We start from the raw sequence: 26,384 nt of genomic DNA, 5'->3' as shown, positions 1-26,384 counted from the left end.
CGTAGATCAAGAAGTGGCTGCTGAGGTCCCCTCAGCGACGAGGAAACCGCGGGAGGTTGAGCCCCCGCGCCTCTTCCGAGTCACCGACCCAAATCCGCGCCGAACTTCGGTCATACCCAGGCCGTCGCCAACCCTCAGCGTGTGGGCGCTTTCGCGCCAGATGGCTGCGCCAACTGCACCATCGTAGGCGGAGGTCGGGGCGTAGACGATATCGAGGTATCGGAGTAGTTGCTATGCCGTGACCTGCGTGAATGGCCCTGGAGGTGGGGGTTGTCCAGGTTGTTCAGGGTGTGCTTCGTTGATGCGGTGAGCGCATAGTTTGGGCCTCGCCGATGACGAGTGGGAGTTGATTGGGCCGCTCCTGCCGATAGGCAGGAGCGGCCCGTACGCTGAGCGGCTGCGGCAGGCAGTTCGAAGGCTGCTCTGGCGGCTCCGTACCGGAGCCCAGTGGCGGGATGTCTCTGGCGAGTTTGGGGCCTGGCAGACCGTGTACAACCGGTTCGTCCAGTGGCGCGACGCCGCCGACTGCGAAGCCGTGTCCGCTTGAGGGCGGCCCGGCTCGGCCGCTCACGCGGCGGCCGTCATGGGACCGAGGACGCAGAGCGGCCAGGACCCTTTCCCGCCTTGGGGGAGTGCGGGTGGACCATACCGGCGGGCTTAATGGAGTCGATGCGCTCCCACTTTCCTTCGGGCTGGATGTGCAGCGCGGCGTAGCTGGGCCCCCACCGGAATACCGCTGCCTGCTCCAGCGTGACGGCCGTTGCGAGGTTCCAGCCGTGCGTGACGTGGCGCGGGTCCTTGGTGGTGATCCCGGTGGCGTCTACGCGGAGCGACCAAGGACGCCGGTCCTGGAGCGCGCGCTGGTGTCGCCTCCAGTTCAGGCTGGCGGCGACGACCTTCCGTCCGTAGGCGATGCAGAGCAAGGACGACCAGGCCAGCATGAGCCAAGAGGGGGGCAGCGGGGCTGCCTCCGGCAATGAACACACCCGTGACCGGAATGAGACACGGCAACGTGAGAGCGGCGAAGAGCAGCCAATGGCGTGTCAGGGGCAGGCGGTTGCGCATCGCGTATGTGGAGATGGGTTCCTGCCCGGACCAGACGATCTCGTCAGCGGTAGAGGCAAATGGTCGACAGGCCGACCCGCTCGGCGAGTTCACGCAGCGACGGGGGGACGGCTGTGGCATCACCTGCTGGTGGGCGCTCTCCTCTCCACCGGCATCGGGCAAGGACGCGCCTACGGCTGCGGACTCCTAGCCCTCGCCCGACTTCCCAAGAAGTAAAGAACTGGCAAGGCGCACCGATCAATGCAGGTCGCAAAGGTCTGCTCCGCGTACGCGGAGATGTTCCGAACCGCAGTGAGTAGTGACGGTGTGAGGTCCCGCGAGATCTTGGACAGATGGGCTCCAGGAGACGCTGGGCGTCACCGGTAGATGCTGGACAGCCCCCGGCTACTTCCTGGTGCGGACGACAGCTTTGAAGCGGGTCACCGGTTTGTCACTGGTCCTGCGATGTGTGGGAGAGTTCGACGTCGCCGTCGAGCATGCGGAAGACGGCGTCCTCGATGAAGACAGTGACGTACTTGCCTGCGTGCGCGCGTCCGACCCGCAGCTTACCCCCTATGACTCGAACCTGCGGCGGCCAAAAAGGGCGGGTTGGGCCTGTTGATGGCCTCTCACCTGCGGTGATTAGCGTCGGCACGCATTGATCTTCAAATCACACCGGCGGATCACTGCACCCGTCGGAAGGGCTGTTGGTAGCGCGGATGGCTACCCTGACCTGCGAAAACGCGGTCGGTGACCGAAGCGCCCCCGGCAGGACTCGAACCTGCGGCCAAGTGCTTAGAAGGCACCTGCTCTATCCACTGAGCTACGGGGGCCGGGTGTGGACGTGGATCACGGACCGCGGACAAGGATAGAGGTCCGGGTGCCTCGTCCCGGTTGCTTCACCTCCGTGGCACGTTGTGGAGGTTCGGTGAAGCGGTCCCGATAATCGCAGGCAGGTACGAATCCTGCACCGCTTTTGGCGTCTCGTGCGGCGGGTGTTGTGTACTCGTTATGCCTGTACCTCACTTGTCGCGAACGTCCCATGCATCACTCATCCCGTTCTGTGGGGGTTCTCGCGGCGCGCACAAGGGGTTATACGCTTCAAAAACCCAACGAAATTGGGCATTCTGCACATGTGGCGACCTTGGACGTACGACCCCGGCTGATCGACGCACTGTCCGTTCTGCGCGACCGCGTCGACGCCGCACGCTTTCCACTGCCACTTCGGGGCGCTGCCCGGGCCCGGCGCAACCGGGCCGAGCTCCTCGCCCAACTCGACGACTATGTGATTCCCCGCCTGCGCTCTCCTCAGGCCCCGCTGCTCGCAGTGATCGGCGGATCGACCGGGGCGGGCAAGTCCACGCTGGTGAATTCGCTGGTGGGGCGGCGGATCTCGGCGGCGGGGGTGTTGCGTCCGACGACGCGTACACCGGTGCTGGTCTGTCATCCCGATGATCTCCACTGGTTCGCCGGACCACGTGTCCTGCCGCAGCTCGCCCGGGTGTGGGTCCCTGAGCAGGACGACGGCGGTGAGAGCGAGTACGCGGCGGGTGACGGCCTCGGCCGGGGTGACTACGGGGTGCACGGCGTGGGCGGGGTGGCGCCCGGCGGTGCGCGCGGGGCGGCCGGCGGGCAGGGAGTGCGGGTGGCCCATGGGTCCCGTACGGCGCATGGCCCGGAGCCGCGGCGGGAGGAGCGGGGGCGTGGTGAGCAGGGCGTGGCGTATGGCTATGGCTATGCGGTCGGGGGGCGGGCGGCCGGTGTCGGTGCGGGCGGTGATGGCTACGGGACCGAAGACGGTGCGGCGTACGACGGTGTGGTGGGTGGCGGCGGCGTAGGCCTGGGCGGCGGCCCGGGTGCGGGCGCGGCGGGGAGCGGCGGCGAGCCGGGGTTGCTCACGGTGCGGATCGAGACGGATCGGGCGCTGCCCAGTGGGCTGGCGTTGCTCGATGCCCCGGACATCGATTCGCTGGTCGCGCGGAACCGGGAGCTGGCCGCGGAGCTGATCTGTGCGGCGGATGTATGGGTGCTGGTCACCACGGCTGCCCGGTACGCGGATGCGGTGCCCTGGCATCTGCTGCGTACGGCCAAGGAGTACGACGTCACGCTGGTGACCGTGCTGGACCGGGTGCCGCATCAGATCGCCACGGACATTTCCGGGCGGTACGCGGAACTTCTCCAGCGGGCCGGTCTCGGCCACGTCCCGCGGTTCACCATTCCCGAGCTGCCCGAGTCGGCCGGCGGCGGGAGCGGGCTGCTGCCCGCCACGGCCGTGGCGGCGCTGCGGGACTGGCTGGAGCGGCATGCCCAGGACCCCGTCGCCCGCGCCGCCGCCGCGGACCGAACGGCCGCCGGGGTGATCGCGTCGCTGCGCAGCCGGCTGCCCGCACTGGCCGGGGCCGCCGCCGCTCAGCACGCCGCGGCGCTGCGGCTGGCCGGCCGGGTCGAGGAGGCGTACGAGCGGGCCGCTGAGCGGGTACGGCAGGAGGTCGCGACGGGTGAGGTGCTGTCCGGGGACGCGCGGGCCCACTGGCGTGACCATGGGCTCGACGGCCACTCGGACGAGCTGCTCGACGCGCTGACCCATGGGCTCACCTCGCTGCTGACCTGCGCCGTGGAGGAGGCCGACGAGCGGGCCGCGGAAGCCTGGCGGCGCGATCCCGCGGCGGCCGAGGTCTCGCTGTCGTCCGCCGCGGGCGCGGGCGGACGGCTCGGCGTGATCGTCCGGCGCTGGCGGCGCTGTCTGGAGGAGCTGGCCGAGGAGGAGACCCGTGAGGCGCGAGCCGGGCAGGCCGGTGAACGGGCGGGGTCGGTGGAGCCGGAGGAGTCGGCGGCGCTGTTGGCCACCGCCCTGCTCGGCGGTCGCCGGGCCCGTACGGCGGGCGAGAACCTCGCCGATCTCTTGGGGGCCCAGACCGCCCTGCGGCTTTGTGAGCGGGGTGCCCGGCTGCTGGCCACGTACGTGGAGCGCGCCCTGGACGGTGAGCGCGAGCGACGGCTGGCACCGCTGGACCAGCTCACCGTGCCACTGGACCAACAGGCGGAGCTGATCGCCGCGCTGTCCGTATTGCAGCGGGAGAAGCAGGAGGAGCCGGCGAAGCGGAAGCGGAAGCGGAACGAGGACGAGCGGCAGCGAGCGATGGAGAAGGAGGAGGTGTCGGGGTGAGCGTTTCCGAGGCGGCGGCTGGTTCCGGGGAGAGTGTGGGGAAGGGGCGTGAAGCGGGGGGTGGGGAGGTCGGTGAGAGGCCGGTGGTGTGTGTGACGTCGGCGGAGGGCGTGATGTCGGCGGAAGGCGTGACGTCGGCGGTGTGTGAGGTGCCGGTGGGGTCCGTAGGGCTTGCGGGGGACGGAGGGGCCGGGGAGCTCGTGGAGTCCGTGGGGGAGCGGGAGACGGACGTGGGGGCGGAGTCGGTCGTACGGGCGGCGGTGGCGGCTGGGTCGTGGGATGACGGGTTGATTGCGCGGCGGGCGCGGGGCGGGGGTGTGCCGCGGTCGGTGGTGCGGCAGGCAGTGGGCGAGGAGCGGGCGGCGACGCCTGTGGTGACGGGTGTGGCGGGTCTGGCGGGTCTGGCGGGTGTGGCGTCGGGCGGGGCCCACGTCGGGTCAGGCGCGCGGGCGTACGGCGCGGCACGTGCCGACTCCCGTGGTGAGGCGATGATTCCGCCGCGTTCGCCGGCGGGTGCGGGCGGGAGCGGGGGCGCGTACCGGTGGGTCGCGGACGGCGGGCGCCGGGGCGCGGGAGGCGGGCTGCGCGGACGGCTGGATGCCTTGCGGGAGTTGATCGCGCTGTCCCGGACCCGGCTGGACGGGCGGGCGCTGGAGGGGGCCGGGCGGGTGCTGGAGACGGCCGACGAGCGCTACCGGCTGTCCGGTGAGCACACCGTCGTCGCCATCGCGGGGGCGACCGGCAGCGGTAAGTCGTCGCTGTTCAACGCGCTGGCCGGGGCGAACCGTTCACAGGTCGGGCCGCGGCGGCCGACGACCGCGGAGCCGGTGGCCTGTGTCTGGCCGGGCAGCCGGGCGGGCGCTGAGGGGCTGCTGCACCGGCTGGGCGTGCCCGCGCACCGGCGGCACGCCCCGGCGGACGGCAACTCCGAGCTGCACGGACTCATCCTGATCGACCTGCCCGACCACGACTCCTCGGCCACCGAGCACCGCGCTCAGGTGGACCGGATGCTGGAGCTGGTGGACGCGGTGATCTGGGTGGTGGATCCGGAGAAGTACGCGGATGCGGTGCTGCACGAGCGGTATCTGCGGCCGTTGGCGGGCTACGCCGAGGTCATGTTCGTCGTCCTCAACCAGGTGGACCGGCTACCCGGGGACGCCGCCGACCAGGTGGTGGACGATCTGCGCCGGCTGCTGGACGAGGACGGGCTGGCGCTCGGCGAGCACGGGGAGCCCGGGGCGGCGGTGCTCGCGCTGTCCGCCGCGACGGGCAGGGGCGTGGGCGAACTGCGGGAGGCGCTCGGCCAGTTCGTCGTGGAGCGGGGTGCGGCGGACCGGCGGCTGGCGGCGGATGTGGATGCGGCGGCCGAGCGGTTGCGGTCGGTCTATGTGGCTCAGAGCCCGGTCGGGCTGACCGAAGGGGCCCGGGCGGAGTTCGACGACCGGCTGGCGGAGGCGGTCGGGGCGGTGGCCACCGGGCGTACGGCGGAGCGCGATTGGCTGCGGTCTGCGGAGCGCGCGTGCGGGTCACCGTGGGCGCGGATGCGGGGGTGGCGGGGGAGCCGGTGGAGGACCCGCGGCTCCGCGGTGGAGACGACGGGCACCGGGGCGTTCGGGGGAGAGCCGACGGGCGCCGGGAGGACGGATGGTGGACGGGCCGGTGCGCGCCGGGCCCGTACGGGGCGGACGGGAGCGGGACGGGGCGACGGCGGACGGGCCGCCACGGGACAGTTCTGCGCGGGACGCGGCGAGGAGGGGCGGACCACCGGTACGGGGCGGACCACTGGTACGGGGCGGACCACTGGTACCGGCAGGACCATCGGTACCGGCGGGACCGATATGGCAAGGGCCGGTACTGGTCAGTCAGGTGCCGGTCAGTTGGGTGCCGGTCGGGCCGCTCCGTGGCGCGGCGGCATGCGGCGGGGTTCTGCCGGGCGGCAGGGGGTGTCCGGGCATCTGCCGCCGGCCGGTCTCGGGGCCGGTGAGGGAGGTGGGCCGGCGGTCGACGGACGGGCGGCGGCGCGGCCCGTGGTGGAGCAGGCCGTACGCACCGTGGCCGGTGAGGCGGCGCACGGCTTGCCGGCGCCCTGGGCCCAGGCGGTGCGGGAGGCGGCGGACCGGGGCGCCTACGGGCTGCCGGAGGCGTTGGACAAGGTGGCCGCGGATGCCGAGGAGTCGCTGCGGGGGGGGCCGGCCGTGAAACCGCGGTGGTGGACGGTTGCCGCCTCGCTGCAGGGGCTGCTGTCCGTACTCCAAGTCGTCGGTGTGCTCTGGTTGCTGGCGGCGGTCACGGGCGCGGGCGACGCGGCGGGTTGGGTCTCCGGGCTGCTGCCCGCCCTTCTCGGTTCGGTGGGCGGGCCGGCGCTGGCGTGGCTGTGCCGGGTGGTGGCACGCGGCCCGGCCAGGCGCTACGGGCAGGACGCCGAGCGGCGGCTGCGGAGTGCGGCGGCCGGGTGCGGACGGGCGCGCGTCCTGGAACCGGTCGCCGCCGAGCTGTTGCGCTATCGCGAGGTACGGGAGCAGTACGCGGTGGCGTCGGGCTCCTGACGGGCGGGCTCGTGGCGGCGGATTCCCTCTCCCGGGTGGCCGGGTTGTCCACAGCCGGCCACCCGTCCACATGCCGCCGCGGCGCCCGCCGCATCCGTGCAGCATGAGGTCAACGCAGCGCGAGCGGCACAGGACGGGAGCGAGCGCATGACGCGGGGGAGGCATGTTCCGTGCACGACACGATGGTGACGCTGGTGGGGAATGCCGCGACAGCGGTGGAGCACCGGCAGACGACGGCGGGGGTGACGGTGGCGAGGTTCCGGCTGGCCGCGACGTCCCGTCGGTGGGACAGGGCGCAGGAGCGGTGGACCGACGGGGGGACGAGTTTCTATACGGTCCGGTCGTGGCGCGCGCTCGCCGACAATGTCGCGGCCTCGGTGGCGGTGGGGGAACCGCTCGTCGTCCAGGGGCGCTTGCGGCTGCGGGAAGGGGAACAGTCTCCTGAACGGGGCGGGCAGCGCTGGTTCTCGGCGGAGGTCGACGCCGTCGCGATCGGCCACGATCTCGCGCGCGGCACCGCCGCGTTCCGGAGAGCCGCCCGGCCGGCGCGTACGGAAGCGGACCACGGACCGTCCCCGTCACCGCACCCCTCACCACCGTCGCGACAAGGGGGACCGGAACAACAAGAGACCGGGGAGGGGATGTTGCCCGCCGACCGGACACCGCCGAGCGCCGTCGGGTCGCAGACAACCGGGGAAGCGCCGCCGGCCGGGGCGCCACCCACACCTGCGGAAGTACCCACACAAGCCCGGGTGCGGCCGCCCGCGGAGACGGCGGCACAGGCCGGGCTGCGGACCCCTGCCAAGAGGTCGGCAGGCGCCAAGAGAACGGCGACCGCCGCGATTTCGCCACCGGCCGAGCCCCTGGACGCCGCCATTCCGCCGACCTCACGGGCAACCCATTCGCCCCGGAAGGCCGCTGTGTCCTGAAACGTCCCGGGGATTTGTCGATAATGCCAGTTCAGGGTGCCCGCTGCCGGTAACGATTGCGATTCGGATCGCTTATGGGATGCCATTACTGGGGACCCTGATGCACCTGCTCCATAAGATCCGACAAGTACTCACGGGGGCTGACCTGTTCGGCTGTTGAGTTCTTGGGATCTTTCCGGCGAGGCATCCTCTCCCACTCTCCCGCCTCGCCCAGAGGGGAATTTCATGCTTTCGATGAAGAGGCGGGGCGCAGCTCGCCTTGCCGCCGCGGTCTTGGCCTCGGGCCTGGTCGCGGCGGGTGCGATAGCCACCGCGGGAACTGCCGCGGCGGACGAGACCACCCCCACGCATGGGGGTGCCACCGCCACGCTGGGCGGTCTGAAGACCTTCGACCAGGCGGTCGTGCACAACGACGGAGGGGACCAGCGCGTAGGCGCCGGCCTCTTCGAGATGGCGGTCGACAACGGCGGCACGCTCCAGACGTACTGCATCGACATCCACAACCCGACGCAGCAGCAGGCGAAGTACCAGGAAGTGCCCTGGAGCGCCTCGTCGCTGCACAACAACGGGGACGCGGGCAAGATCCGTTGGATTCTGCAGAACTCGTACCCGCAGGTGAACGACCTGGCCGCGCTCGCCTCCAAGTCCGGCGCCGGTAACCTCACCGAGAAGACCGCCGCGGCCGGTACCCAGGTCGCGATCTGGCGCTTCTCCGACCACGCCAAGGTGGACGCGGTCGACCCGGCGGCCGAGAAGCTCGCCGCGTACCTGGAGAAGAACGCGCAGAACGTCGGCGAGCCCAAGGCGTCGCTGACGCTGGACCCGCCGGCTGTCTCCGGCAAGTCCGGCAGCAAGCTCGGCCCGGTCACCGTGCACACCAACGCCGACAGCGTCACGGTCTCCCCGGCCGCCGGTGTGCCGGCCGGTGTGAAGGTCGTCGGCAAGGACGGCAAGCCGGTCACCAGCGCCGCCGACGGCACCCAGCTGTTCTTCGACGTGCCCAAGGGCGCCGCCGACGGCAGCACCTCGCTGACCGCGCAGGCCGCCACCAAGGTCCCGGTCGGCCGCGCCTTCACCGGCATCGGTGAGCACGCCAAGAGCCAGACCCAGATCCTGGCCGGCTCCAGCGAGTCCACGGTCTCCGCGGCCGCCACGGTCTCCTGGAAGAAGCAGGGCGCCATCCCGGCGATCACCGCCGAGAAGAACTGCGCCAAGGGCGGCGTGGATGTCACGGCGGCCAACAAGGGCGATGAGGCCTTCCGCTTCCAGCTCTCCGGCAAGGACTACGAGATCGCCCCGGGCAAGTCGCAGACCGTGACCGTCCCGGTGGCCGAGGACCAGCCGTACAACATCACGATCAAGGGTGAGGGCGGCTTCAAGAAGTCCTTCTCCGGGGTCCTGGACTGCAAGACCGCCGGCAGCGGCGGCGGCAAGCCCTCCACCCAGCCCAGCCCGGCCTCGGTCGGCGGCAGCACGGGCGGCGACAAGGGCGGCGACCTCGCCGAGACCGGTTCCAGCAACGCCACCCCGATGATCGCGGGCGTCGCGGTCGTCCTCGTCGTGGTCGGCGGCGGCGCGGTGTTCTTCCTCCGCAAGAAGAAGGCCGGCACCCCCGCCCAGTGACACCGGGCACCCGGCGGAACCCGGCGTCCGGTGATACCTGGCCGGAGCCGGTGAAACCCGGCGCACAGTGAATATCGGCGGCCGCTCGGTGACCTCACGGTGAGCGGGCGGCAGTCGATCGAGTAACCCAAGGCCCCGGAGCGCAGCGACGCTCCGGGGCCGCTGGCGTCCGCCGCCTCGGCGCCGCTCCTCCCCCCGGGAAGGCGCGGCCCGGGGGCGGACGGCGGACAAAGAGCAAAGGCCCGCCCGCCGGCGACCGACGCTGACGGAGGGCGACCGAGCGGACACCGTGTCGTAGCAGGTCAACGCTGAGCAGGGGCGCTCTGACCTACTCGTTTCCGCCAGAGCGCAGCCGTACGGCAAGATGGGGTGTATCTGCCCTCCCTCGGTCACGGCGCACGATGGCCCGGGGGCGGTGCCGCACAGACCCTGATCGATCCAATCTGCCGGACGGTTTCTCTTGGCTGAGTACATCTACACGATGCGCAAGGCGCGCAAGGCGCACGGCGACAAGGTCATCCTCGATGACGTGACGCTGAGCTTCCTGCCGGGCGCAAAGATCGGTGTCGTGGGTCCCAACGGCGCCGGTAAGTCCACGGTGCTGAAGATCATGGCCGGTCTTGAGCAGCCGTCGAACGGTGACGCGTTCATCTCCCCGGGCTACACCGTCGGCATGCTCCTGCAGGAGCCGCCGCTGGACGAGTCCAAGACGGTGCTGCAGAACGTGCAGGACGGCGCCGCCGAGATCATGGGCAAGCTGCACCGCTTCAACGAGGTCGCCGAGCTCATGGCGACCGACTACTCCGACGCGCTGATGGAGGAGATGGGCAAGCTCCAGGAGGACCTCGACCACGCCAACGCGTGGGACCTGGACACCCAGCTCGAGCAGGCCATGGACGCGCTCGGCTGCCCGCCCGGCGACTGGCCGGTCACCACCCTCTCCGGTGGTGAGCGCCGCCGCGTCGCGCTGTGCAAGCTGCTGCTGGAGGCCCCCGACCTGCTGCTGCTCGACGAGCCCACCAACCACCTGGACGCCGAGTCCGTGCAGTGGCTGGAGCAGCACCTCGCCAAGTACCCCGGCACCGTCGTCGCCGTCACCCACGACCGGTACTTCCTCGACCACGTCGCCCAGTGGATCTGCGAGGTCGACCGCGGCCGCCTGCACGGCTACGAGGGCAACTACTCCAAGTACCTGGAGACCAAGCAGACCCGTCTCAAGGTCGAGGGCCAGAAGGACGCCAAGCGTGCCAAGCGTCTGAAGGAAGAACTGGAGTGGGTCCGCTCCAACGCCAAGGGGCGGCAGGCCAAGTCCAAGTCGCGCCTTGCCCGTTACGAGGAAATGGCCGCCGAGGCCGACAAGATGCGGAAGCTGGACTTCGAGGAGATCCAGATCCCGCCGGGCCCGCGCCTGGGCAGTGTCGTCGTCGAGGTCGACAAGCTCAACAAGGCCTTCGGCGAGAAGGTCCTGATCGAGAACCTGAGCTTCACGCTGCCGCGTAACGGCATCGTCGGCATCATCGGCCCGAACGGCGCCGGCAAGACCACGCTGTTCAAGATGCTCCAGGGTCTGGAGACCCCCGACTCCGGCGACATCAAGGTCGGCGAGACCGTCAAGATCTCCTACGTCGACCAGAGCCGCGAGAACATCGACCCCAAGAAGACCCTGTGGGCCGTGGTCTCCGACGAGCTGGACTACATCAACGTCGGCCAGGTCGAGATGCCCTCGCGCGCCTACGTGAGCGCCTTCGGCTTCAAGGGCCCGGACCAGCAGAAGCCGGCCGGTGTGCTCTCCGGCGGTGAGCGCAACCGCCTCAACCTGGCGCTCACCCTCAAGCAGGGCGGCAACCTGCTGCTCCTCGACGAGCCGACCAACGACCTCGACGTGGAGACCCTGTCCTCGCTGGAGAACGCGCTCCTGGAGTTCCCGGGCTGCGCCGTGGTCGTCTCCCACGACCGCTGGTTCCTCGACCGCGTCGCCACGCACATCCTGGCGTACGAGGGCGAGTCCAGGTGGTTCTGGTTCGAGGGCAACTTCGAGTCGTACGAGAAGAACAAGGTCGAGCGCCTCGGTGCGGATGCGGCCCGCCCGCACCGCGCCACGTACAAGAAGCTCACCCGGGGCTGACCGGCATGCGTCACCTCTACTCCTGCCCCCTGCGCTGGTCGGACATGGACGCGTTCGGCCATGTCAACAACGCGGTGTTCGTCCGCTACCTCGAGGAGGCGCGGATCGACTTCATGCGTGGTCTGGCGCCCGGGGACGGCAGCCCGTCGTTCACGGGCGGCTCGGTCGTCGCCCGACACGAGATCGACTACGTGCGGCCGTTGGTGCACCGGCCCGCCCCGGTGACCATCGAGTTGTGGGTGACGAAGATCAGCGCGGCGTCGATGACGGTCGGCTACGAGGTCAAGGACGAGGACACCCTCTACCTGCGGGCCTCGACCGTCGTCGTCCCGTTCAACTTCGCCGAGGAGCGCCCCCGCCGCATCACCGCGGAGGAGAAGGCGATCCTCAAGGAGTATCTGGCGGACGCGTCGCACCAGGAGGGGGCCGTCGCGGTATGACGGCGCTGCAACTGGCCGACGCGGGGGAGGCGGCGGACCTCGCCGCCTTCCTCGCCCGGCTGATCCACTACGACAAGGCCGCCGCGGTACGCCTCCAGGCCGGCGGCGGCGTGCTCGCCGTCTTCGGCCGCCCGCCGTCCTTCGAGGTGCTGGCGATCCGCACCGCCCGGCTCGCCGACGACACCGCCCTGGACCGGACGGTCTCCGCCGGTGAACTCCTCGAAGGCATCACGGAGTCGGCGGACGAGCTGACCGTGCCCGCCTCCGTCACCGGCCCGCCGTGGACCGGGCTGCTGCCCCCGCGCGGCGGCTGGCAGCGGGTGCCGGGACTGCCCGCGCCCGAGCCGCTGGTGCGCGCGGTGGCCGCCGCGGTCGCCGAATTCCGAGCCCGTGACGAGGCGTTGCCGCCGCAGCACCGCACCCGCAGCGAACGGGACCGTATCGGCCGGGAGATCTGGTCGCGCACCCTCGGCGACACCCCTCTTCCGCTGCGCGCGGCCCATGCCGCGCAGTCGCTGGGCTTTCTGCGGCCGGTGCGGGCCGGTGCGCTCGTGGGGGGCGGTACGGCTCCCGGAGCCGCTGCCCGTGCACCGCAGCCCCAGCCGCTGAGCCTGCTGTCCGCGGGCGGCTGGCTGCGGTTGAGCACCCCGTACGGGTCCATCGCCGTACGGACCGGGGGCCCGGCAGGGCTGACCGGGCTGTCGGGGCTCACGGTGACGCCCGCCTGACGGAGGCGGTTACCGCAGGACCGCAGGACGTGGGTGCGCCGTGCCGGGCTGCGGCCCGGCGACCGTGCCGCCGGGTCGCTCCGCGCGAAGACGGGCCGCCGGGTCGCTCCGCGCGAAGACGGGCCGCCGGGTCGCTCCGCGCGAAGACGGGCCGCCGGGTCGCTCCGCGCGAAGACGGGCCGCTCTCTCCGGAAGGGCCGTCGCCCGCTGCCGGGTGAGCTGGAACGGGCCTCGGCCGGACCGGTTCCGTACGGAGGCCGGCCCGGTGTGACGCGTTTCTCAGTCCGCAGCGTTGATCATCGTGGCGGCCGCGTACGTGAGGTAGTCCCACAGCTGCGTCTCGTGTGCCTCGGACAGGCCGAGGGAGTCCACCGCGTCCCGCATGTGGCGCAGCCACGCGTCGTGGGCGGCACGGTCGACGGTGAAGGGGGCGTGCCGCATCCGCAGCCGGGGGTGTCCGCGCCCGTCGCTGTACGTACGGGGGCCGCCCCAGTACTGCATGAGGAAGAGCGCGAGCCGCTCCTCGGCGGGGCCCAGATCCTCCTCCGGGTACATCGGCCGCAGCAGCGGGTCCTCGGCGACTCCCTGGTAGAAGCGGTGCACCAGGCGCCGGAAGGTCTCCTCGCCACCGACCTGTTCGTAGAAGGTCTGCTCCTCAAGCGTGCCGCGTGGAATCTTGTTCACCCGTCCATGGTGGCAGACGTCCCGGCCGAGGACTTCGGTCGTAGGACGGAGAGGCCGGCGACGGCCGGAAATGCGGCCGGGGCGTGACCGGTTGATCACGCCCCGGGGCCGCTTCGCGGTCGGTGGCCGGTCAGCCGCGGCGGACGGTCAGCGTCGTCCACGCACCGACATGCACCCGGTCGCCCTCGTGGAGCGGCACCGGCACATACGGCTGGATGGGGTCCTCGGCGAGGTTGACCGTCGTGCCGTTGGTGGAGTTCTGGTCCACCACTGCCCAGCTGCCGTCCTGCTGCTGCACCAGCAGCGCATGCTGGTGCGAGACGCCCGGGTCCTCCGGCGCGCTGCCCAGATCGATGTCCGGGGCCTCGCCGGTGCTGTTCCGGCGGCGGCCGACCGCGATCTGGCCGTTGGCAAGCGGGAGTACCTGCTCGGGGGAGTACGAGGGCAGATTGAGCCCCGCCGCCTCCGGGCCGCTGCGGCCCATCATCGCCATGAAGTACTCGCGGTCCGGCGCGATCGCCACCACCCAGCCGTTGCCGACGACCGGCGGCGGACCCTGCGGCGGCGCCGCGGGTCCCTGGCCGGGGCCGCCGTTCCACTGCTGGTCCGGTCCGGGCTGCTGCTGCGGCGGCATCTGCTGCTGTTCGTACGGGGCCTGCGGCTGCTGCTGTTCGTACGGCGCCGGCTGCTGCGGCGGGAACGGTGCGGGCTGCTGCTGCTCGTACGGGGCCTGCGGGCCCGGTCCGGGCGGCGCGGGTGCCATCGGCGGGGGGCCGGCCTGGGCGCTCGGCGGATTGAGCGTCCAGTCGTCGCCGCCCTGCTGCTGCGGCGGCGGGCCGGGCTGACCGGCCGGGCCGGGGCCGGGCATGCCGGGGGGCGGGCCGGGCTGGCCGGGGAAGCCGCCGGGACCCTGGTCAGGGAAGCCGCCGGGCCCCTGGCCGGGGAAGCCGCCGGGTCCCTGGTCGGGGAAGCCGCCGGGGCCGGGCTGGCCGGGACCACCGGGGGGCATGCCGTGCTGCTGCGGGGGCTGGGGCTGCTGCGGCGGTGGGAAGCCGTAGCCTTCCTGGCCGCCCTGCGGGCCGGGTGACGGCGGCGGGAAGCCGTAGCCGCCCTGGCCGCCCTGCGGTCCCGGCTGCCCGCCGGGCGGCGGGGCGTAGGACGTCGGGGAGTTGGTGAGGAAGTTGTAGCGGCACGCCTCACAGAACGGCGCCACCGCCTCACGCGGCGTACCGCACTGCGGGCACGTCTCGGGCTGACCGGGCTGACCGGGTCCGCCCTGGGGGCCGGGTGCGGGCGGCGGGAAGCCGTACCCGCCGTGGCCGCCCTGGGTGCCGGGGCCGGGAGCGCCGGGGCCGGGTCCGCCCTGGGGGCCGGGTGCGGGCGGCGGGAAGCCGTACCCGCCCTGGCCGCCCTGGGGGTCGGGGCCGGGCGCGGGGGGCGGGAAGCCATAGCCGCCCTGACCGCCTTGGCCGTCCTGACCGCCGGGGCCGGGGCCACCGAAGCCGGGGCCGGGACCACCGGGCGGCGGACCGGGCTGTCCGGGCGGGGGGCCGGGCTGCCCTGGAGGCGGGCCGGGCTGGCCGGCCGGCGGCGTGTTCAGAAAACCTGCAGGCAGGGAGGGCGGCGGGGGGACAGCGCCCGCCATCCGCTGGCCGCACACCTCGCACCAGTCTTCGGCCACCGACTGGTGGCCGCTCGGGCAGGTCGGCATGTCGGTTCTTCCCCCTCCGTACCGATTTGCTTCGGTGGTACTGCTCGGTACTGATCGTGGCTATTTCTTCACGCGAACGGTCTTCGTCGAGCGGGTCTCAAGAGTCATCTCGTCCGCTTCGGCGACCTTCGCCTTCAGTCGCACAGTACCGGTCGTCGCATCGACGACGTCCACCACCTTCGCAAGCAGTTTCGCAGTCTCCTCGTTCCCCGAGGCACCGGCGAGCTGTACCGCGCGGCCCAGTTTCGCCGTGGCACTGTCGATATCACCCGACTTGCGCGCATCCAGCCCCTGTTGGATGGCGTGTGCCAGTTCCGCCTGTCCTGTGTAGTGCGCGACCTGCGGATTGATCGATGTGGAGACGGTCACATCATCCGTCCACACGGCCCGTACGAGCCCCTGTGACAGGGGCTGCGGCGGGGTGGCGGGCGAGGCGAGGCCGTCCGGCGCGGAGATGATCAACGAGACGCGGCCGGCCAGCATTTCCTGGCCGACGGCGGCGGCCGGGACCCGCAGGCAGAGGTGGTAGTCGCGGGACTCGTCGCCCCAGGAGCCGGTCGGATAGTCCCCCGACCGCGGGCCGGAGTCCCTGCGCCGGCCCGTCAAGTCCTCCACGGTGGGCGCCACTTGCTTGACGAAGACGGTCTCGGCGCCCAGCGGGGTCCACAGCCGCAGAGCGACATCGGCGATCTCCTTGCCCATCGCCTTCTCCATCATCTGTGTGAAGTCTGCGGCGAGGCCGGCCGGATCGGCGACGATATCGGCGGTGCCGAGCAGCGCCGAGGCGATGCCGGTGACCTCCTTGACCTCCCAGTCCGTGCCGACGCCGCGGGCGTCGCAGGTGAAGGAGCCGAAGCAGGCGTCCAGGGCGGCGCGCAGCTCCTGCGGCGACTCGTGTTCATTGCGGCCGTCGGTGAGCAGGACGGCGTGCCGGATACCGGCCTCGGCGGACGACAGCAGCCGGTCGGTCAGCCGCAGCCAGGTCCCGATGGCCGTGCCGCCGCCCGCGCTCAGCTTCCGCAGCGCATCCTTGGCCCGCGCACGGGTGGCCGCACCGGCCACGGCCAGCCGGCCGCCGCCGGGGAAGATCTCGGCGGCCCGGTGCGTTCCGGCCACCACGGCGAAGCCGACACCGTCGCGCACGGTGTCGATGGCGGCGGCCGTCGCCTCACGGGCGCCGCGCATCTTCGTCGGCGGATGGTCCATCGATCCGGAGCAGTCCACCATGATCACCACGCCGGCGTCCGGCCCGCCGGTGCCCGCCGCGGTGACCGGCCGGCCCCCGGTCGTGCCGCCCCCGGTCGCGGTGACCGTGACGATGGCGTGGACCTCGCGACCGCCCTCGGGCAGGTACGGGTTCTGGTACACCTCGGCGGAGAAACGTGGCACACGGGACTTGGTGAAGTTGGCCATCCGTTCCGCTCCTTGAGACGCCGTAACCGGTCGATCGGTGCCGTGCCGCGTCGTACATGCCGCGTCGTACGTGCCGCGTCGTACGTGGTGCGTCGTACGTGGTGCGCGCCGTGTATGACTCGTGGTGCGCGGCGCTTCGTCCCTCGTGCGTCAGGCCTCGTACGTGGCGTGGGGCGCGCCGCAACGCACAGATGGCGCGCCCTGCCTGGCCGATGGTGCCTCCTGCCGGGCGCCTCACCGGCGCCCGACTCGTTCGGTTTTGAGCTGGTCAGGCCGATTCTGCCCGCACCGCGGGTGCGGGGAACGGCACCAGCGCCACCGTTACGTTGTCGTGCCCGCCGCCGTCGAGGGCGTGGGTGACCAGCGTGCGGGCGCCGCTCAGGGGCCGGCTGGGAGCGTCGTACGGCAGTGCCGCGGCCATCTGCTCCGCGGACTCCGCGTAGTTCCACAGCCCGTCGGTGCACACCACCACGACGCCGGGCCCGTCCGGCTTGAACGTGGCGGTGTGCGGCTCGATCTCGTAGGCGTCCGCGCCGAGCCAGCCCGTGATGGCGTGCGCACGCTCGTCGGCATTCGCCTCGGCCTCGGACATCAGGTTGTTGGCGACCATCTGGGCGGCCCAGGAGTCGTCCTCGGTGAGCCGGGCGGGCGGCGCCGAACGGTCGTTGGGGATCCAGTAGGCGCGGCTGTCGCCGACCCAGCCGACGGTCAGCAGCCCGCCGCCGACCACCGCACCGACGAAGGTGCAGGCCGGGGCGTTCTGCTGGCGGTGCTCGTCATGCGCCGAGGAGGGGTCGGCGGCCAGCGCGTCGACCGCCGAGGAGGCCGCCAGGATGGCGTCGTGCATGGCCTGTTGGGGGTGCGTACCGCGCGGCAGCGACGCGAGCAGCGCCTCCCCGGCGGCCTCGGACGCCGCCGTGGACGCCTCGTCCGGGCGGGTCGCCGAGGAGACACCGTCGCAGACCACCGCGACCACGGCGGGGGTGCCGTCCGGGAGGGCGGCGGCGCGGAGCGCGAAGAAGTCCTCGTTGCGGTGGTGCCGGTGGCCCCGGTCGCTGACCGCCGCGATGCCCGCCAACTCGCTCTCCATGTGGTCACGTCCGCAGGGCTGGGCGTGGCCGCAGCGCTCGCAGTAGCCGTCCGGCCCCACGGCACCGGACCGGCAGGCGGCACAGAGGGGGGTGCCCCGGGCGGGGGTGGCGGACGGCGCCCCGTCCGCGGCGGGCGCACCGGAGGGCGCGGCGGGCGTGCCGGGTTCCGTGTCCGGCGCAGCGGGGGCCGCGCCGGGCGCCCCCCGTTCCGCGCCCGGCGCACCGGACTCCGCGGCCGCCGCGTCGGCGACCGCCTCGTAGCCGACGACGCGCGGATCGGCGGCCGGCGGCGGGTCGGTGCCCGCTGCGGGAGCGGGCACCGAGGGCGCACGGCCGGGCACCGTCGGGGCGTGGCCCGGCATCGGCGGTGCGCCCGCGTCCCCGTACGGGAGAAGGGACTGCGGGTCCGGAGGGGGCGGCGGCCCGGCCGGAGCGGTCCCACCGGACACTGCGGGCGCGGGCGGCGGCCCGGCCGGAGCGGGCGGCACAGGGGGCGCCGGCGGCAGCGGCGGCAGGGGCGGTACGGCGGGGGCGCCGGCCGCGGGCGCGGCGCCGTACGCCGGCGGCGCGGCGGGCGCCAGGAGAGCGGCGCCGCACCGCCCGCAGAAGTTGTCTCCCGCATCCAGCGGTTCGTCACAGCCCGGACACCGGGACGGCCCAGTCACACCCATGTCACACCCACGTCCTGGGGCGGAAGCGGTTGGCCCGTTCCACCAGTTCGATCCTTTTCTCACCACGCTGCGCCAGCCGCGCGAGCAGGCGGTACGACCGCTCCAGGCCGAACCGCAGACCGCGCTCGTCCAGCGGGCTGCCGAGCAGCGCCGGCCGCTCGTCCACGGCCGCCGGGCCGGCCGGCCCGGCACCGTGGCTACCGGAGAGTACCCAGTCCAGGGCGCTGCCCAGTACCTCGGTGGTGAGTTGTTCCCTTCGCTCGGCGTCCAGACCGAAGTCCGCGAGCGCCTCGACCTGTTCGGCGGCCGCCCGCAGATCCGCCGGCAGCGGATCGTGGGGCGGGCGCTCCCGCAGCCGGGCGCGGACCGCCGCGATCCGCGCCGCGATGTAATGGATGGACGACTCCGGGACGGACTCCAGCGCCTCGACCGCGCCCGTACGGTTGCCCGCCGCCAGCCGCACCCGCGCCAGTCCGAACGCCGCGCTGACATAGCTGCGGTCGGTCGCCCACACCAGGCGGTAGTACTCCACGGCGTTGTCCAGCTGCCCCAGCAGCTCCGCGCAGATCCCCAGCGCCAGCTTCGGCGCCGGCTCACCGGGGAAGGCGTCGTAGACCGCGTCGAAGGCCAGCGCGGCGCTCTCGCGGTCACCGGTCGTCAGCGACACCAGGCCGCGGTGCCACACCACCCGCCAGTCCGCGCCCCACGTCTCGGACTCCGTGCCACCGCCCCGCTGCGCGGCGGCCCACTGCTCCGCGGGCTCCGCGGCGATCGCCTCCAGCGCCCGCTGCGCCGCCGCACCGTCACCCGTCTCCAGACGGGCGCGGAGGGCCAGCAGCCGGACCTCCAGGGAGTCGGCGGGCGCCGAGCGCAGGGCGCCCAGCCGCTCGGCGGGCGGGGCGGCCAGCAGCCCGGCCAGCAGCCCGGCGTGGGGATCGCCCGGATCCACCCGCGGCACCGGCAGGGCCAGGGCGGCGCCCGCGACGTCCAAGGGGCGCAGCACGGGGCCGCCGGACGCCGGTTCCGCGGGGCGCTCCGGCGCCGTCCCCCGCGCGCCCAGCAGCGAGCTGTCGCCCTCCGCCGCGGCCATCAGCTCCGTGTCGACGACCCGGAGTTCGGGCCCGAACAGCTGCGACAGCGCGGGTCGCGGCTCGCCCGACTGGAGCGCCACCACCTCCCGCAGCACGCCCGTCAGCTGCTCGGCCATCTCCTCCGCCGAGGCGAATCTGCGCACCCGGTCCGGGTCCGTGGCGCGCACCAGCAGCCGGTAGAAGGACTCGTAGGTGCGGAACACCTCGATGTTGTCCGGATCGGGCAGGGAGTCCGCGAAGACGTTCGTATAGCCCTGGAAGTCGAAGGTGAGGACGGCGAGGGTGCGCGCGACGGTGTAGAGGTCGGAGGAGACCGACGGGCCGAGCGCGGCGACTTCCGGTGCCTGGTAGCCGATCGTGCCGTATATCGGGCTCTCGTGGTCGTCCATCCTGCGCACCGCACCCATGTCGATCAGCTTGAGCCGGTCGTGCTGCTGGATGGCGTTGTCGACCTTGAAGTCGCAGTAGAGGTAGCCGCGGCTGTGCAGATGACCGAGCGCCTCCAGTGCCTCGATGCCGTACGCACAGGCCTGTTCGACCGGCAGCGGATCGCGCCGGCCCTGGGGCGTGCGCCGGTCGTTGGCGAGGTCCTTGAGCGACTTGCCGCCGACGTACTCCATGACGATGTAGCCGTCGAGGCTGCCCGTCGCCCGGTCGAGATGCTCCACGAAGTTGTAGATCCGCACGATGTTGGAGTGCTCGATCTCGGCGAGGAAGCGCCGCTCGGACATCGCCACCGCCAGCGCCTCCTCATCGCCGGTGTCCAGCAGCCCCTTGAGCACCACCCACCGGTCGGAGACCGCATGGTCCGTCGCCAGATAGACCCAGCCGAGCCCGCCGTGCGCCAGACAGCCCACGACCTCGTACTGGCCGTGCACCATGTCGCCGGGCCGCAGCTTGGGCACAAAGCTGTACGGATGGCCGCACTTGGTGCAGAACCCTTCCGTACGGCCCGGCCGCTCACCACGCGCCCGGCCCACCGGCGCACCGCAGTCCGCACGGCTGCAGAACCGCTTCCGCTCCGGGACCTCCGGATGCTCCAGCACCGCCGTACGCGGATCGGGCCGCGGCACCTCCGGCACCGCCACCAGGCCCGCGCCCAGCCGCCCCCGCGCCGCCCCGGACGACGAGCCGCTGCCCGCACCGCGCACCGACACCGCCGACATACCGCGCGTCGGACCACCGCCGGACACCGCGCGCGACAGCCGCCCGGACACCGAGCGCCGCGACGTCGACACGCGGGCGGAGGGCACGCTGTGACCGGAACCGGGGGCCGGGGAGGGGACCGTCAGCAGCGCCCCCGCCGCCTCGCGGTCCGCCGTGGTCTCCGCGAGCGCCCGGCCCGTCAGGCCCGTGGGCGGCGAGGACAGCAGACCGTCCGGCGAGACCACCGGCGCCAGCCCGCACAGGTCGCAGTACAGCTCACCGCCGCCGACATCCTCGTAACTGCCCGCGCACTCCCGCCGCTGGCAGCGCTCGTCGGCCCGCTCCGTCACGGCTCCCCCCTGCCCTCCAGCCGCTGCGGGGCCAACGCCTCCGCCGCCGCCTGCTGATAGCGCCACACCGCCTGCTCCGCCGCCCGCAGATCACACGGCCCGCTCCACAGCATCCGCCGCGCCGCGTCGTACCGCTCGGTCAGCAGCGGATCCTCCGCCAAACCGTGACGTGCGACCTTCGCCTTGTACGCGTCCAGCCGGCCGCGCAGCTCGGCCCGCACCGCCAGCGGCGCGGTCACCGCCGTCAATGACTCACGGGCGCGCAGGAGTTCGTCCTCCGCCCGCTCCTCCAGGCTGTCCAGCAGCGGCGAAAGCCGGTGCCACTGCGCCCGCCTGCGGTAGTCGGCGGCCGCCGCCAACTGCTCGTGCAGCGCCGTCGACGGGCCGCTGACCGCCGGCACCTCCGACGCGGCGATCTTCGCCAGCACCTCGCCACGGGCCTGCCGCGCCTCGGTCAGCGTGCGGTCCGCCCGCGACAGCACGTCCCGCAGCTGCATCAGCCGCCGCTCCGCGTCCTGCCGCACATCCAGCACCGCCGCCACCTCACGCCGGATGTCCTCCAGCGCACGCGCCGCACGGTCATAGCGCCCGGTGTCCGGACGGCCCCCGCCCGGCGCCGAACTCCCCGTCGACGACGACACCCAGAACGCCAGCGGATCCGCGATCACCTGGGCACGCAGCCGCAACAGCTCATCCGTGATCCGCTCCAGGTCGTCGCCCGCCGGATGCTCACCGGGGCGCACCCCCACCGAATGGGCCAGCGAACGCGTCCGCTGCAACTCGGCCGACAGCAGGTCTATACGGGCCGGCAGCGCCGACCAGACCGCATCGGCGGCGACGATGACATCCAGCGACCGCGCGTACAGCCCGTTCATCCGCTCGACGAGCCCCTCCAGACTGAACCGCTCGCTCAGCCGGGCCGGGCCGCTCTCCGCGCCGCCGGCCGCGGCCGCACCCGGCACCGTCACCCCGTCGCCGCGCAGCAGCTCCGTCAGCTCCGCCAGATCCTCCGGGGACGGCCAGCGCCGCCGCGCCCGCAGCTCACGCGCCGCCTCCAGCGCCGCCGTATACGCATCGAACAGCGACCACAGGACCGTGATGGACCGCTCCGCCGCGGCCCAGCGCTCCTTGGTGGTGCCGGCCAGATCGGCGCCCTCCAGCAGCCGGCGCCCCGCGTGATCCTGCAACGCGAGCAGCGACGTCTCGATCGCCTCGTACTCGGCATCGAGCCGCGCCAGGGCGCGGTCCACCTCCTCCCGGCCCAGCACCGGGGCATCGGGCCTCCCCGGAGAACCGGGGAAGGGTCCAGGGACCCCCATCGATCACCTCTCCAATACGCGTACGGTGCACGGCGGTTGCTGCGGCCGGACGGCCGATGCGGTCTGCTCCTCCCGCGTCCCCTTCCATAGTGACGGCATCCGGCCCTCCCGGGGCGGCCAGTGGCGGTACTCCGCTCCTTGGAGCGATCAGTCGCCGTACTCCGGCGACGGCGGCCCCGATATGCCCGGCAGATCGGCCTTCAGCCACTTGCGGTACGCCCGCATCCACGAGCTGTCGTCGCCGCCGCCCCGGTAGTCGTCCAGGACCTTGTTGACCCGCCGCACCAGATCCGTGTCGTCCTTGTTCATCGCCACGCCGTACGACTCGTCCGTGAACGGCTCGCCCTTCAGCTCCACCGCCGGATCCTGCGCCGCCTGCGCCGCGGCCAGCGCACTGTCCGTGACCACCGCGTCCGCCTGCCCCAGCTGCAGCCGCACCAGACAGTCGAGTTGACTGGGCACCGTCAGCACCTTCGCGCCGTGCCGCTGCGCCGTCAGCGCGGTCTCGCCCGTCGAACCCGCCGCCGTGCACACCCGCTTGCCCCGCAGCGAATCGTCGAACGCCCTGACCTTCGAGGCGATCGGAGCCAGCACCTGCTGCCCCGCCTGGAAATACGAGGTCGAGAACGCCACCTGCTGCTTACGCGCACAGTTGATCGTCATCGTCCGCACCACCATGTCGACGGAACGCTTCTGCAGCGCCGGAATCCGCTGGTTGGTCGGCACCGCCTTGAAGACCACCTTGGGGTGCGGCCCCAGGAGGTCCTCGGCGATCGCCCGCGCCAGATCGATGTCGAAGCCCTCCAGGGTGCCGGTGGCCGGATTGCGGTACCCCCACCGGTAGGTGTTCTGGTCCACCCCGACGACCAGCTGGCCCTTCTCCTTGATCCGCTTCACCGCCGCACCGTCGTCCGGCGACGGGCGCAGACTCTCCGCGGCGTTCCGCGCCGTGCACGGCGCGCCGGCCGGCGCCGCCCCCGGGCCGTGCGCCCGATGCGTCGCCGCGGGCGGGGAGACACGGCCGGGACCGCGCCCGGCCCGCCCGGCGTCACCGCCCAGCGTCGGCACCAGCACGGCGGCGGCCGCGGCCATCACACACATCCCGGCGGCGACCGGCGCCAGGACGGCACGCAGATTCACCAGCCCTCGCGCGCGCACCCTCATGTCCCTCCCACCAGGCCTCATCACCGGTACTCCGCCAGCCTGCGGCCGATCCCCAGCACCGCGCCCACCGCCGCCGACGCCGCCAGCACCCCGGCCCCCACCGGAAGTCCGTCCAGCGCCCCCCGCCCGGCGTCCGCCGCCGACCGGAACTCCGCCTGCTCATGCACCAGCGCCTGCTGCAGCCCGGCAGCCACCCCGTCGAAGGACTCCCCGGTGGACCCGCCCGTGCCGATCACCTTGGCCAGCGCCCGCTCGTAATCGCCCTTGTCGTCCGCCGCCCGCGCCGCGCCGTGCCGCACCTGCCACTGCCGCACCTGCGTCAGCGCCTCGCGCACCGGACGCCGCCCCGCCTCGTCGTCCGCCAGCGCCAGCGCCGCCCCGAGCCTGCTCTTCGCCGACGCATCCCCGTGCTCGCCCCCGCCCGCCAGATCCGCCATCCCGGAACGGAAACCGGCCTCGTAGAAATCCTCTTGGCCATCGGTCAGCACCGCACCGCGCGCCACCAGCGTCAGATTCTCGTCCCCGCGCGCCTGCAGCGCATCGATCCGCGCCTCGTTGAGCACCCGCAGCGACCGGGCACCGTGCTCATACGAACCGGTCAGCCCCGTGCGCGCCACCGTATGCCCGGCCACCAGCCACAACAACACCACGACGGACGCCGCCGTCGCCGCCAGCAGGCCCCTGCTGAACACCCGGTTGGTGCGCCGGTAGTGCCGCCGCTGCGCCCACCCCAGCGCACCGATCGCCACCACCCCCGCCGCCAGCGCGTACCACGGCCACGCCTTGGCCGCGCCGTAGTCCGCCGCCAGCCGGTCCGTCTCCGTGTCGTACAACGCCCGTGCGGCCGGGAGGAGTTCCGTACGCATCTGCTCATTGGCGTACCGCAGATACGCGCCGCCCAGCGGCAGCCCCTGCCGGTTGTTCGCCCGCGCCGTCTCCACCAGCCCCGTATAGCGCGGCAGCCGGCTGTTGAGCTTCGCTATCTGCGCACCCGCCCCGTCCGAACCACTGCTGTTGGCCGCCGCCTTGACCAGCAACGCGGACGCCGTGGAGATATCGGCGGCATACCGGTCGCGGGTCGCCTCGCTCTCCTTGTCACCGGCCAGAAAGCCCGCCGCGGCCGTCGTATCGGCATCCGCCAGCGAGCGGTAGATGCTCGCCGCGTCCGCGGTCAGCGGCTGGCTGTGCTCCACCACATCGTCCGCGGCCGCCGCCCGGTCCGCGACCTGCCAGGCCGTGACCGCGCCGAACAGCACCACCAGCAGGGCCAGTACGGCACCGATCACCCGCAGCCGGCCCGGCTCGGTCGTCGCCGCGGCACGCAGCTCGTCCAGCCCCTCGGCCCAGGCCGTCCTGCGCCTCGGGACGGGCGGTGACACGCTGGTGGTCGACACGGAACCTCCCCCTGGGCGCTGGCTTCGGGACCGGCCCCCGCGCACAGCGCCCGGGAGCGCTCACGAGAAGGACTGGTGCATGGGCAGCAGTATGTCTGTAGCCGCTGACACACACACCGCGATTGCCCCGATCTTGTTCGGATCGCGATCCGGCGGGAGCCCGCCGTGCCACCGGGACCGGCACTAGAGTTGGCGGAGAGTCGTCAGACATCAGGTGATGCCGGAGCCCGGACACCGCGCCGAAGGGGGAGTGATCTCGTGCAGTCGGTCCGCAAGGGCAGGGTGTCGCTCGTGGAGACCGCGACCGACGAGATCCGCGCCCAGATCGTGAACGGCACCTGGCCGGTGGGCGGCCGCATCCCGCCCGAGAGCGCGCTCTCCGAAACCCTCGGCGTCAGCCGCGCCTCGGTCCGCGAAGCCGTACGGTCCCTGGTGCACTCCGGCCTCCTGGAGCCCCGGCAGGGCGACGGCACCTTCGTGATCTCCGACGACGACAGCGCGGTCGCCCTCCGCCGCCGCCTCGAACGCGCCGAGCTCAGCCATGTCACCCAGGTCCGCCAGGGCCTCGACGTGGTCGCCGCCCGCCAGGCCGCCAAGCACCGTACGAACGCCCAGCTCGCCGGTATCGAAACCGCACTGAACCGCCGCAAGGCCGCCCTCGCCGCGCATGACAGCGAGGCGTTCACCGCCGCCGACGCCGAGTTCCACGTCCTGGTCGCCGAGGCGAGCGACAACCCCGTCCTCGCCGACATCTACCGCTCCCTGAGCGCCGCCCTCCGCGAGGAACTCCGCCGCGCCGCCTGCCTGGACACCGCCACGGCGGCTCCCGACGACCCGCACTCCCGCCTCACCGATGCCATCCGCGCCCAGGACCCACAGGCCGCCGTGGACGCCGCGGTCCTTCTCCTCGCCGGTCACGTACGGGATCTTGCGCTTCCGGTGGATGACTGACCGGTGGATGACTGACCGGTGGGTGACTGATTCGGGAGGGGTGGGCCGGTGGTCTGGCGGGCCGGTGGTCCGGTGGTCCGGTGGGCTGGCGACCTGGAAGTCCGGAGGCCTGGCGGGAGGTGACCCGGAGGCGCGCTGCGGTGTCTTCGCGCCCCCCGTTTCGCTCCCACGCGCCGCTGTCCCGCGAACCCCTCTCCGACTACTCTGAGTGACGAAGGTTGAACCTCGTCCCAGCAATCGCCCCGGGTCCGCCCTGCGCCCGGCGAATCGGAGAGCACGCCATGCGCCGTATGAACAGACTCCTCAACTCCCTTACGACCGCCGCGAGCGGAGACGGGCCGACCTCCGACAGACCTCCTTCCGCCAGTGGTTTCCTGACCATCGGCGGCACCACCTACGTCGATCCCGACGGCAGCTACCCCCTCGACCACCGTGTGGACGGCTCCGCCACGCTCATCATCAACGACACGGACCAACACGTCACCATCGTCACGGAGCGCGACTCCCGCGACCCCCACGCGCCACCGGGCCACACACCCCTCCCGGACGACACTTCCCGCCCGGACCTCGTCCTCGCTCCGGGCGAACGGACGGAGACGCGACGGGGGGACAGCGTGCGGGTGGGGTGACGGGGGCGCGGGGCCTGGGGCGTGGGGGAGGGGTGGGGGGAGGGGGAGGCCCCCAGGGAGGCGGCCCAGCGCGGTGGCTCAGCACGGCGTCGCCCCCAGCCCCACCACCCCCAGCCCCACCACCCCCCAGCCCCACCACCCCCAGCCCCACCCCAACCTCGCCCCCCAC

Annotated in this window: 19 protein-coding genes and 1 tRNA gene; 10 read left to right on the top strand and 10 right to left on the bottom strand. The window is 72.8% G+C overall.

Going from position 1 to position 26,384, the window contains the following annotated elements; translation table 11 throughout:
• The first annotated feature begins 319 nt into the window (after window positions 1-319).
• Window positions 320-547 (top strand): transposase, encoded by a 228-nt coding sequence (locus ACWGI6_RS16320; protein ID WP_453268120.1) that lies wholly within the window; start codon window positions 320-322, stop codon window positions 545-547.
• 34 nt (window positions 548-581) lie between these two features.
• On the opposite strand, the gene ACWGI6_RS16315 is transcribed toward ACWGI6_RS16320, so the two are convergent.
• On the bottom strand, window positions 582-941 hold the full coding sequence (locus ACWGI6_RS16315) for a hypothetical protein (protein WP_453268119.1): 360 nt from the start codon (window positions 939-941) through the stop codon (window positions 582-584).
• An 863-nt stretch (window positions 942-1,804) separates the two neighbouring features.
• A tRNA-Arg gene (locus ACWGI6_RS16310) sits at window positions 1,805-1,877 on the bottom strand.
• Between the two features lie 302 nt (window positions 1,878-2,179).
• Between ACWGI6_RS16310 and ACWGI6_RS16305 the strand changes: the two genes are divergently transcribed.
• The 7 genes from ACWGI6_RS16305 (at window position 2,180) to ACWGI6_RS16275 (ending at window position 12,601) form a co-directional block, all read left to right on the top strand.
• Complete coding sequence (locus tag ACWGI6_RS16305; protein WP_453268118.1) at window positions 2,180-4,210, top strand: ATP-binding protein; 2,031 nt, start codon at window positions 2,180-2,182, stop codon at window positions 4,208-4,210.
• A 200-nt stretch (window positions 4,211-4,410) separates the two neighbouring features.
• Window positions 4,411-6,756 carry a YfjP family GTPase gene (locus tag ACWGI6_RS16300; protein ID WP_453268117.1) on the top strand — a complete coding sequence of 782 codons (2,346 nt, stop codon included), beginning with the start codon at window positions 4,411-4,413 and terminating at the stop codon, window positions 6,754-6,756.
• A 182-nt stretch (window positions 6,757-6,938) separates the two neighbouring features.
• Window positions 6,939-7,685, top strand: coding sequence for a single-stranded DNA-binding protein (locus ACWGI6_RS16295; RefSeq protein ID WP_453268182.1), 747 nt, complete (start codon window positions 6,939-6,941; stop codon window positions 7,683-7,685).
• A 225-nt stretch (window positions 7,686-7,910) separates the two neighbouring features.
• Window positions 7,911-9,308 (top strand): LAETG motif-containing sortase-dependent surface protein, encoded by a 1,398-nt coding sequence (locus ACWGI6_RS16290; protein WP_453268116.1) that lies wholly within the window; start codon window positions 7,911-7,913, stop codon window positions 9,306-9,308.
• A 460-nt stretch (window positions 9,309-9,768) separates the two neighbouring features.
• Window positions 9,769-11,433, top strand: a complete 1,665-nt coding sequence (gene ettA / locus ACWGI6_RS16285; RefSeq protein ID WP_453268115.1) for an energy-dependent translational throttle protein EttA — start codon at window positions 9,769-9,771, stop codon at window positions 11,431-11,433.
• A gap of 5 nt (window positions 11,434-11,438) precedes the next feature.
• Window positions 11,439-11,873: an acyl-CoA thioesterase gene (locus tag ACWGI6_RS16280; RefSeq protein WP_393906204.1), complete on the top strand. Its 435-nt coding sequence runs from the start codon at window positions 11,439-11,441 to the stop codon at window positions 11,871-11,873.
• Entirely contained in the window at window positions 11,870-12,601 is a 732-nt protein-coding gene (locus ACWGI6_RS16275; RefSeq protein WP_453268114.1) for a hypothetical protein, read from the top strand. The genes ACWGI6_RS16280 and ACWGI6_RS16275 overlap by 4 nt, the downstream gene beginning before the upstream one ends.
• Before the next feature lie 279 nt (window positions 12,602-12,880).
• Here the strand turns inward: ACWGI6_RS16275 and ACWGI6_RS16270 are convergent, their stop codons facing one another.
• From ACWGI6_RS16270 to ACWGI6_RS16235, 8 genes are all read right to left on the bottom strand, one after another.
• The gene (locus ACWGI6_RS16270) at window positions 12,881-13,285 is read right to left on the bottom strand and encodes a globin (RefSeq protein ID WP_393906202.1); all 405 of its coding nucleotides are present in this window, start codon (window positions 13,283-13,285) and stop codon (window positions 12,881-12,883) included.
• Window positions 13,286-13,415: 130 nt separating this feature from the next.
• The gene (locus ACWGI6_RS16265; protein WP_453268113.1) at window positions 13,416-14,996 is read right to left on the bottom strand and encodes an FHA domain-containing protein; all 1,581 of its coding nucleotides are present in this window, start codon (window positions 14,994-14,996) and stop codon (window positions 13,416-13,418) included.
• A 60-nt stretch (window positions 14,997-15,056) separates the two neighbouring features.
• The gene (locus ACWGI6_RS16260; RefSeq protein ID WP_453268112.1) at window positions 15,057-16,409 is read right to left on the bottom strand and encodes a vWA domain-containing protein; all 1,353 of its coding nucleotides are present in this window, start codon (window positions 16,407-16,409) and stop codon (window positions 15,057-15,059) included.
• A gap of 268 nt (window positions 16,410-16,677) precedes the next feature.
• Window positions 16,678-18,171: a protein phosphatase 2C domain-containing protein gene (locus ACWGI6_RS16255; RefSeq protein ID WP_453268111.1), complete on the bottom strand. Its 1,494-nt coding sequence runs from the start codon at window positions 18,169-18,171 to the stop codon at window positions 16,678-16,680.
• Between the two features lies 1 nt (window position 18,172).
• The gene (locus ACWGI6_RS16250; protein ID WP_453268110.1) at window positions 18,173-20,758 is read right to left on the bottom strand and encodes a tetratricopeptide repeat protein; all 2,586 of its coding nucleotides are present in this window, start codon (window positions 20,756-20,758) and stop codon (window positions 18,173-18,175) included.
• A complete protein-coding gene (locus tag ACWGI6_RS16245; RefSeq protein WP_453268109.1) occupies window positions 20,755-22,077 on the bottom strand; it encodes a hypothetical protein in 1,323 nt (440 codons plus the stop codon). Before ACWGI6_RS16245 ends, ACWGI6_RS16250 begins: the two co-directional genes overlap by 4 nt.
• Window positions 22,078-22,224: 147 nt before the next feature.
• Window positions 22,225-23,241 carry a glutamate ABC transporter substrate-binding protein gene (locus tag ACWGI6_RS16240; protein ID WP_453268108.1) on the bottom strand — a complete coding sequence of 339 codons (1,017 nt, stop codon included), beginning with the start codon at window positions 23,239-23,241 and terminating at the stop codon, window positions 22,225-22,227.
• Between the two features lie 20 nt (window positions 23,242-23,261).
• Window positions 23,262-24,635 (bottom strand): hypothetical protein, encoded by a 1,374-nt coding sequence (locus ACWGI6_RS16235; protein WP_453268107.1) that lies wholly within the window; start codon window positions 24,633-24,635, stop codon window positions 23,262-23,264.
• Between the two features lie 258 nt (window positions 24,636-24,893).
• Between ACWGI6_RS16235 and ACWGI6_RS16230 the strand changes: the two genes are divergently transcribed.
• Together ACWGI6_RS16230 and ACWGI6_RS16225 are read left to right on the top strand one after the other, a co-directional pair.
• On the top strand, window positions 24,894-25,586 hold the full coding sequence (locus tag ACWGI6_RS16230) for a FadR/GntR family transcriptional regulator (protein WP_453268106.1): 693 nt from the start codon (window positions 24,894-24,896) through the stop codon (window positions 25,584-25,586).
• Between the two features lie 290 nt (window positions 25,587-25,876).
• Window positions 25,877-26,215, top strand: a complete 339-nt coding sequence (locus ACWGI6_RS16225; RefSeq protein WP_453268105.1) for a hypothetical protein — start codon at window positions 25,877-25,879, stop codon at window positions 26,213-26,215.
• Window positions 26,216-26,384: the final 169 nt, after the last annotated feature.

This window comes from Streptomyces sp. NPDC054786, from assembly GCF_053611685.1.
This window is presented reverse-complemented; position numbering and strand designations above follow the sequence as displayed.

Excerpts from the sequence above, each read along its gene's own strand:
- ACWGI6_RS16315 (WP_453268119.1), bottom strand. The coding sequence starts at position 941 with ATGCTGGCCTGGTCGTCCTTGCTCTGCATCGCCTACGGACGGAAGGTC.
- ACWGI6_RS16295 (WP_453268182.1), top strand. The coding sequence starts at position 6,939 with ATGGTGACGCTGGTGGGGAATGCCGCGACAGCGGTGGAGCACCGGCAG.
- ACWGI6_RS16290 (WP_453268116.1), top strand. The coding sequence starts at position 7,911 with ATGCTTTCGATGAAGAGGCGGGGCGCAGCTCGCCTTGCCGCCGCGGTC.
- ACWGI6_RS16280 (WP_393906204.1), top strand. The coding sequence starts at position 11,439 with ATGCGTCACCTCTACTCCTGCCCCCTGCGCTGGTCGGACATGGACGCG.
- ACWGI6_RS16275 (WP_453268114.1), top strand. The coding sequence starts at position 11,870 with ATGACGGCGCTGCAACTGGCCGACGCGGGGGAGGCGGCGGACCTCGCC.
- ACWGI6_RS16265 (WP_453268113.1), bottom strand. The coding sequence starts at position 14,996 with ATGCCGACCTGCCCGAGCGGCCACCAGTCGGTGGCCGAAGACTGGTGC.
- ACWGI6_RS16260 (WP_453268112.1), bottom strand. The coding sequence starts at position 16,409 with ATGGCCAACTTCACCAAGTCCCGTGTGCCACGTTTCTCCGCCGAGGTG.
- ACWGI6_RS16255 (WP_453268111.1), bottom strand. The coding sequence starts at position 18,171 with ATGGGTGTGACTGGGCCGTCCCGGTGTCCGGGCTGTGACGAACCGCTG.
- ACWGI6_RS16245 (WP_453268109.1), bottom strand. The coding sequence starts at position 22,077 with ATGGGGGTCCCTGGACCCTTCCCCGGTTCTCCGGGGAGGCCCGATGCC.
- ACWGI6_RS16240 (WP_453268108.1), bottom strand. The coding sequence starts at position 23,241 with ATGAGGGTGCGCGCGCGAGGGCTGGTGAATCTGCGTGCCGTCCTGGCG.
- ACWGI6_RS16225 (WP_453268105.1), top strand. The coding sequence starts at position 25,877 with ATGAACAGACTCCTCAACTCCCTTACGACCGCCGCGAGCGGAGACGGG.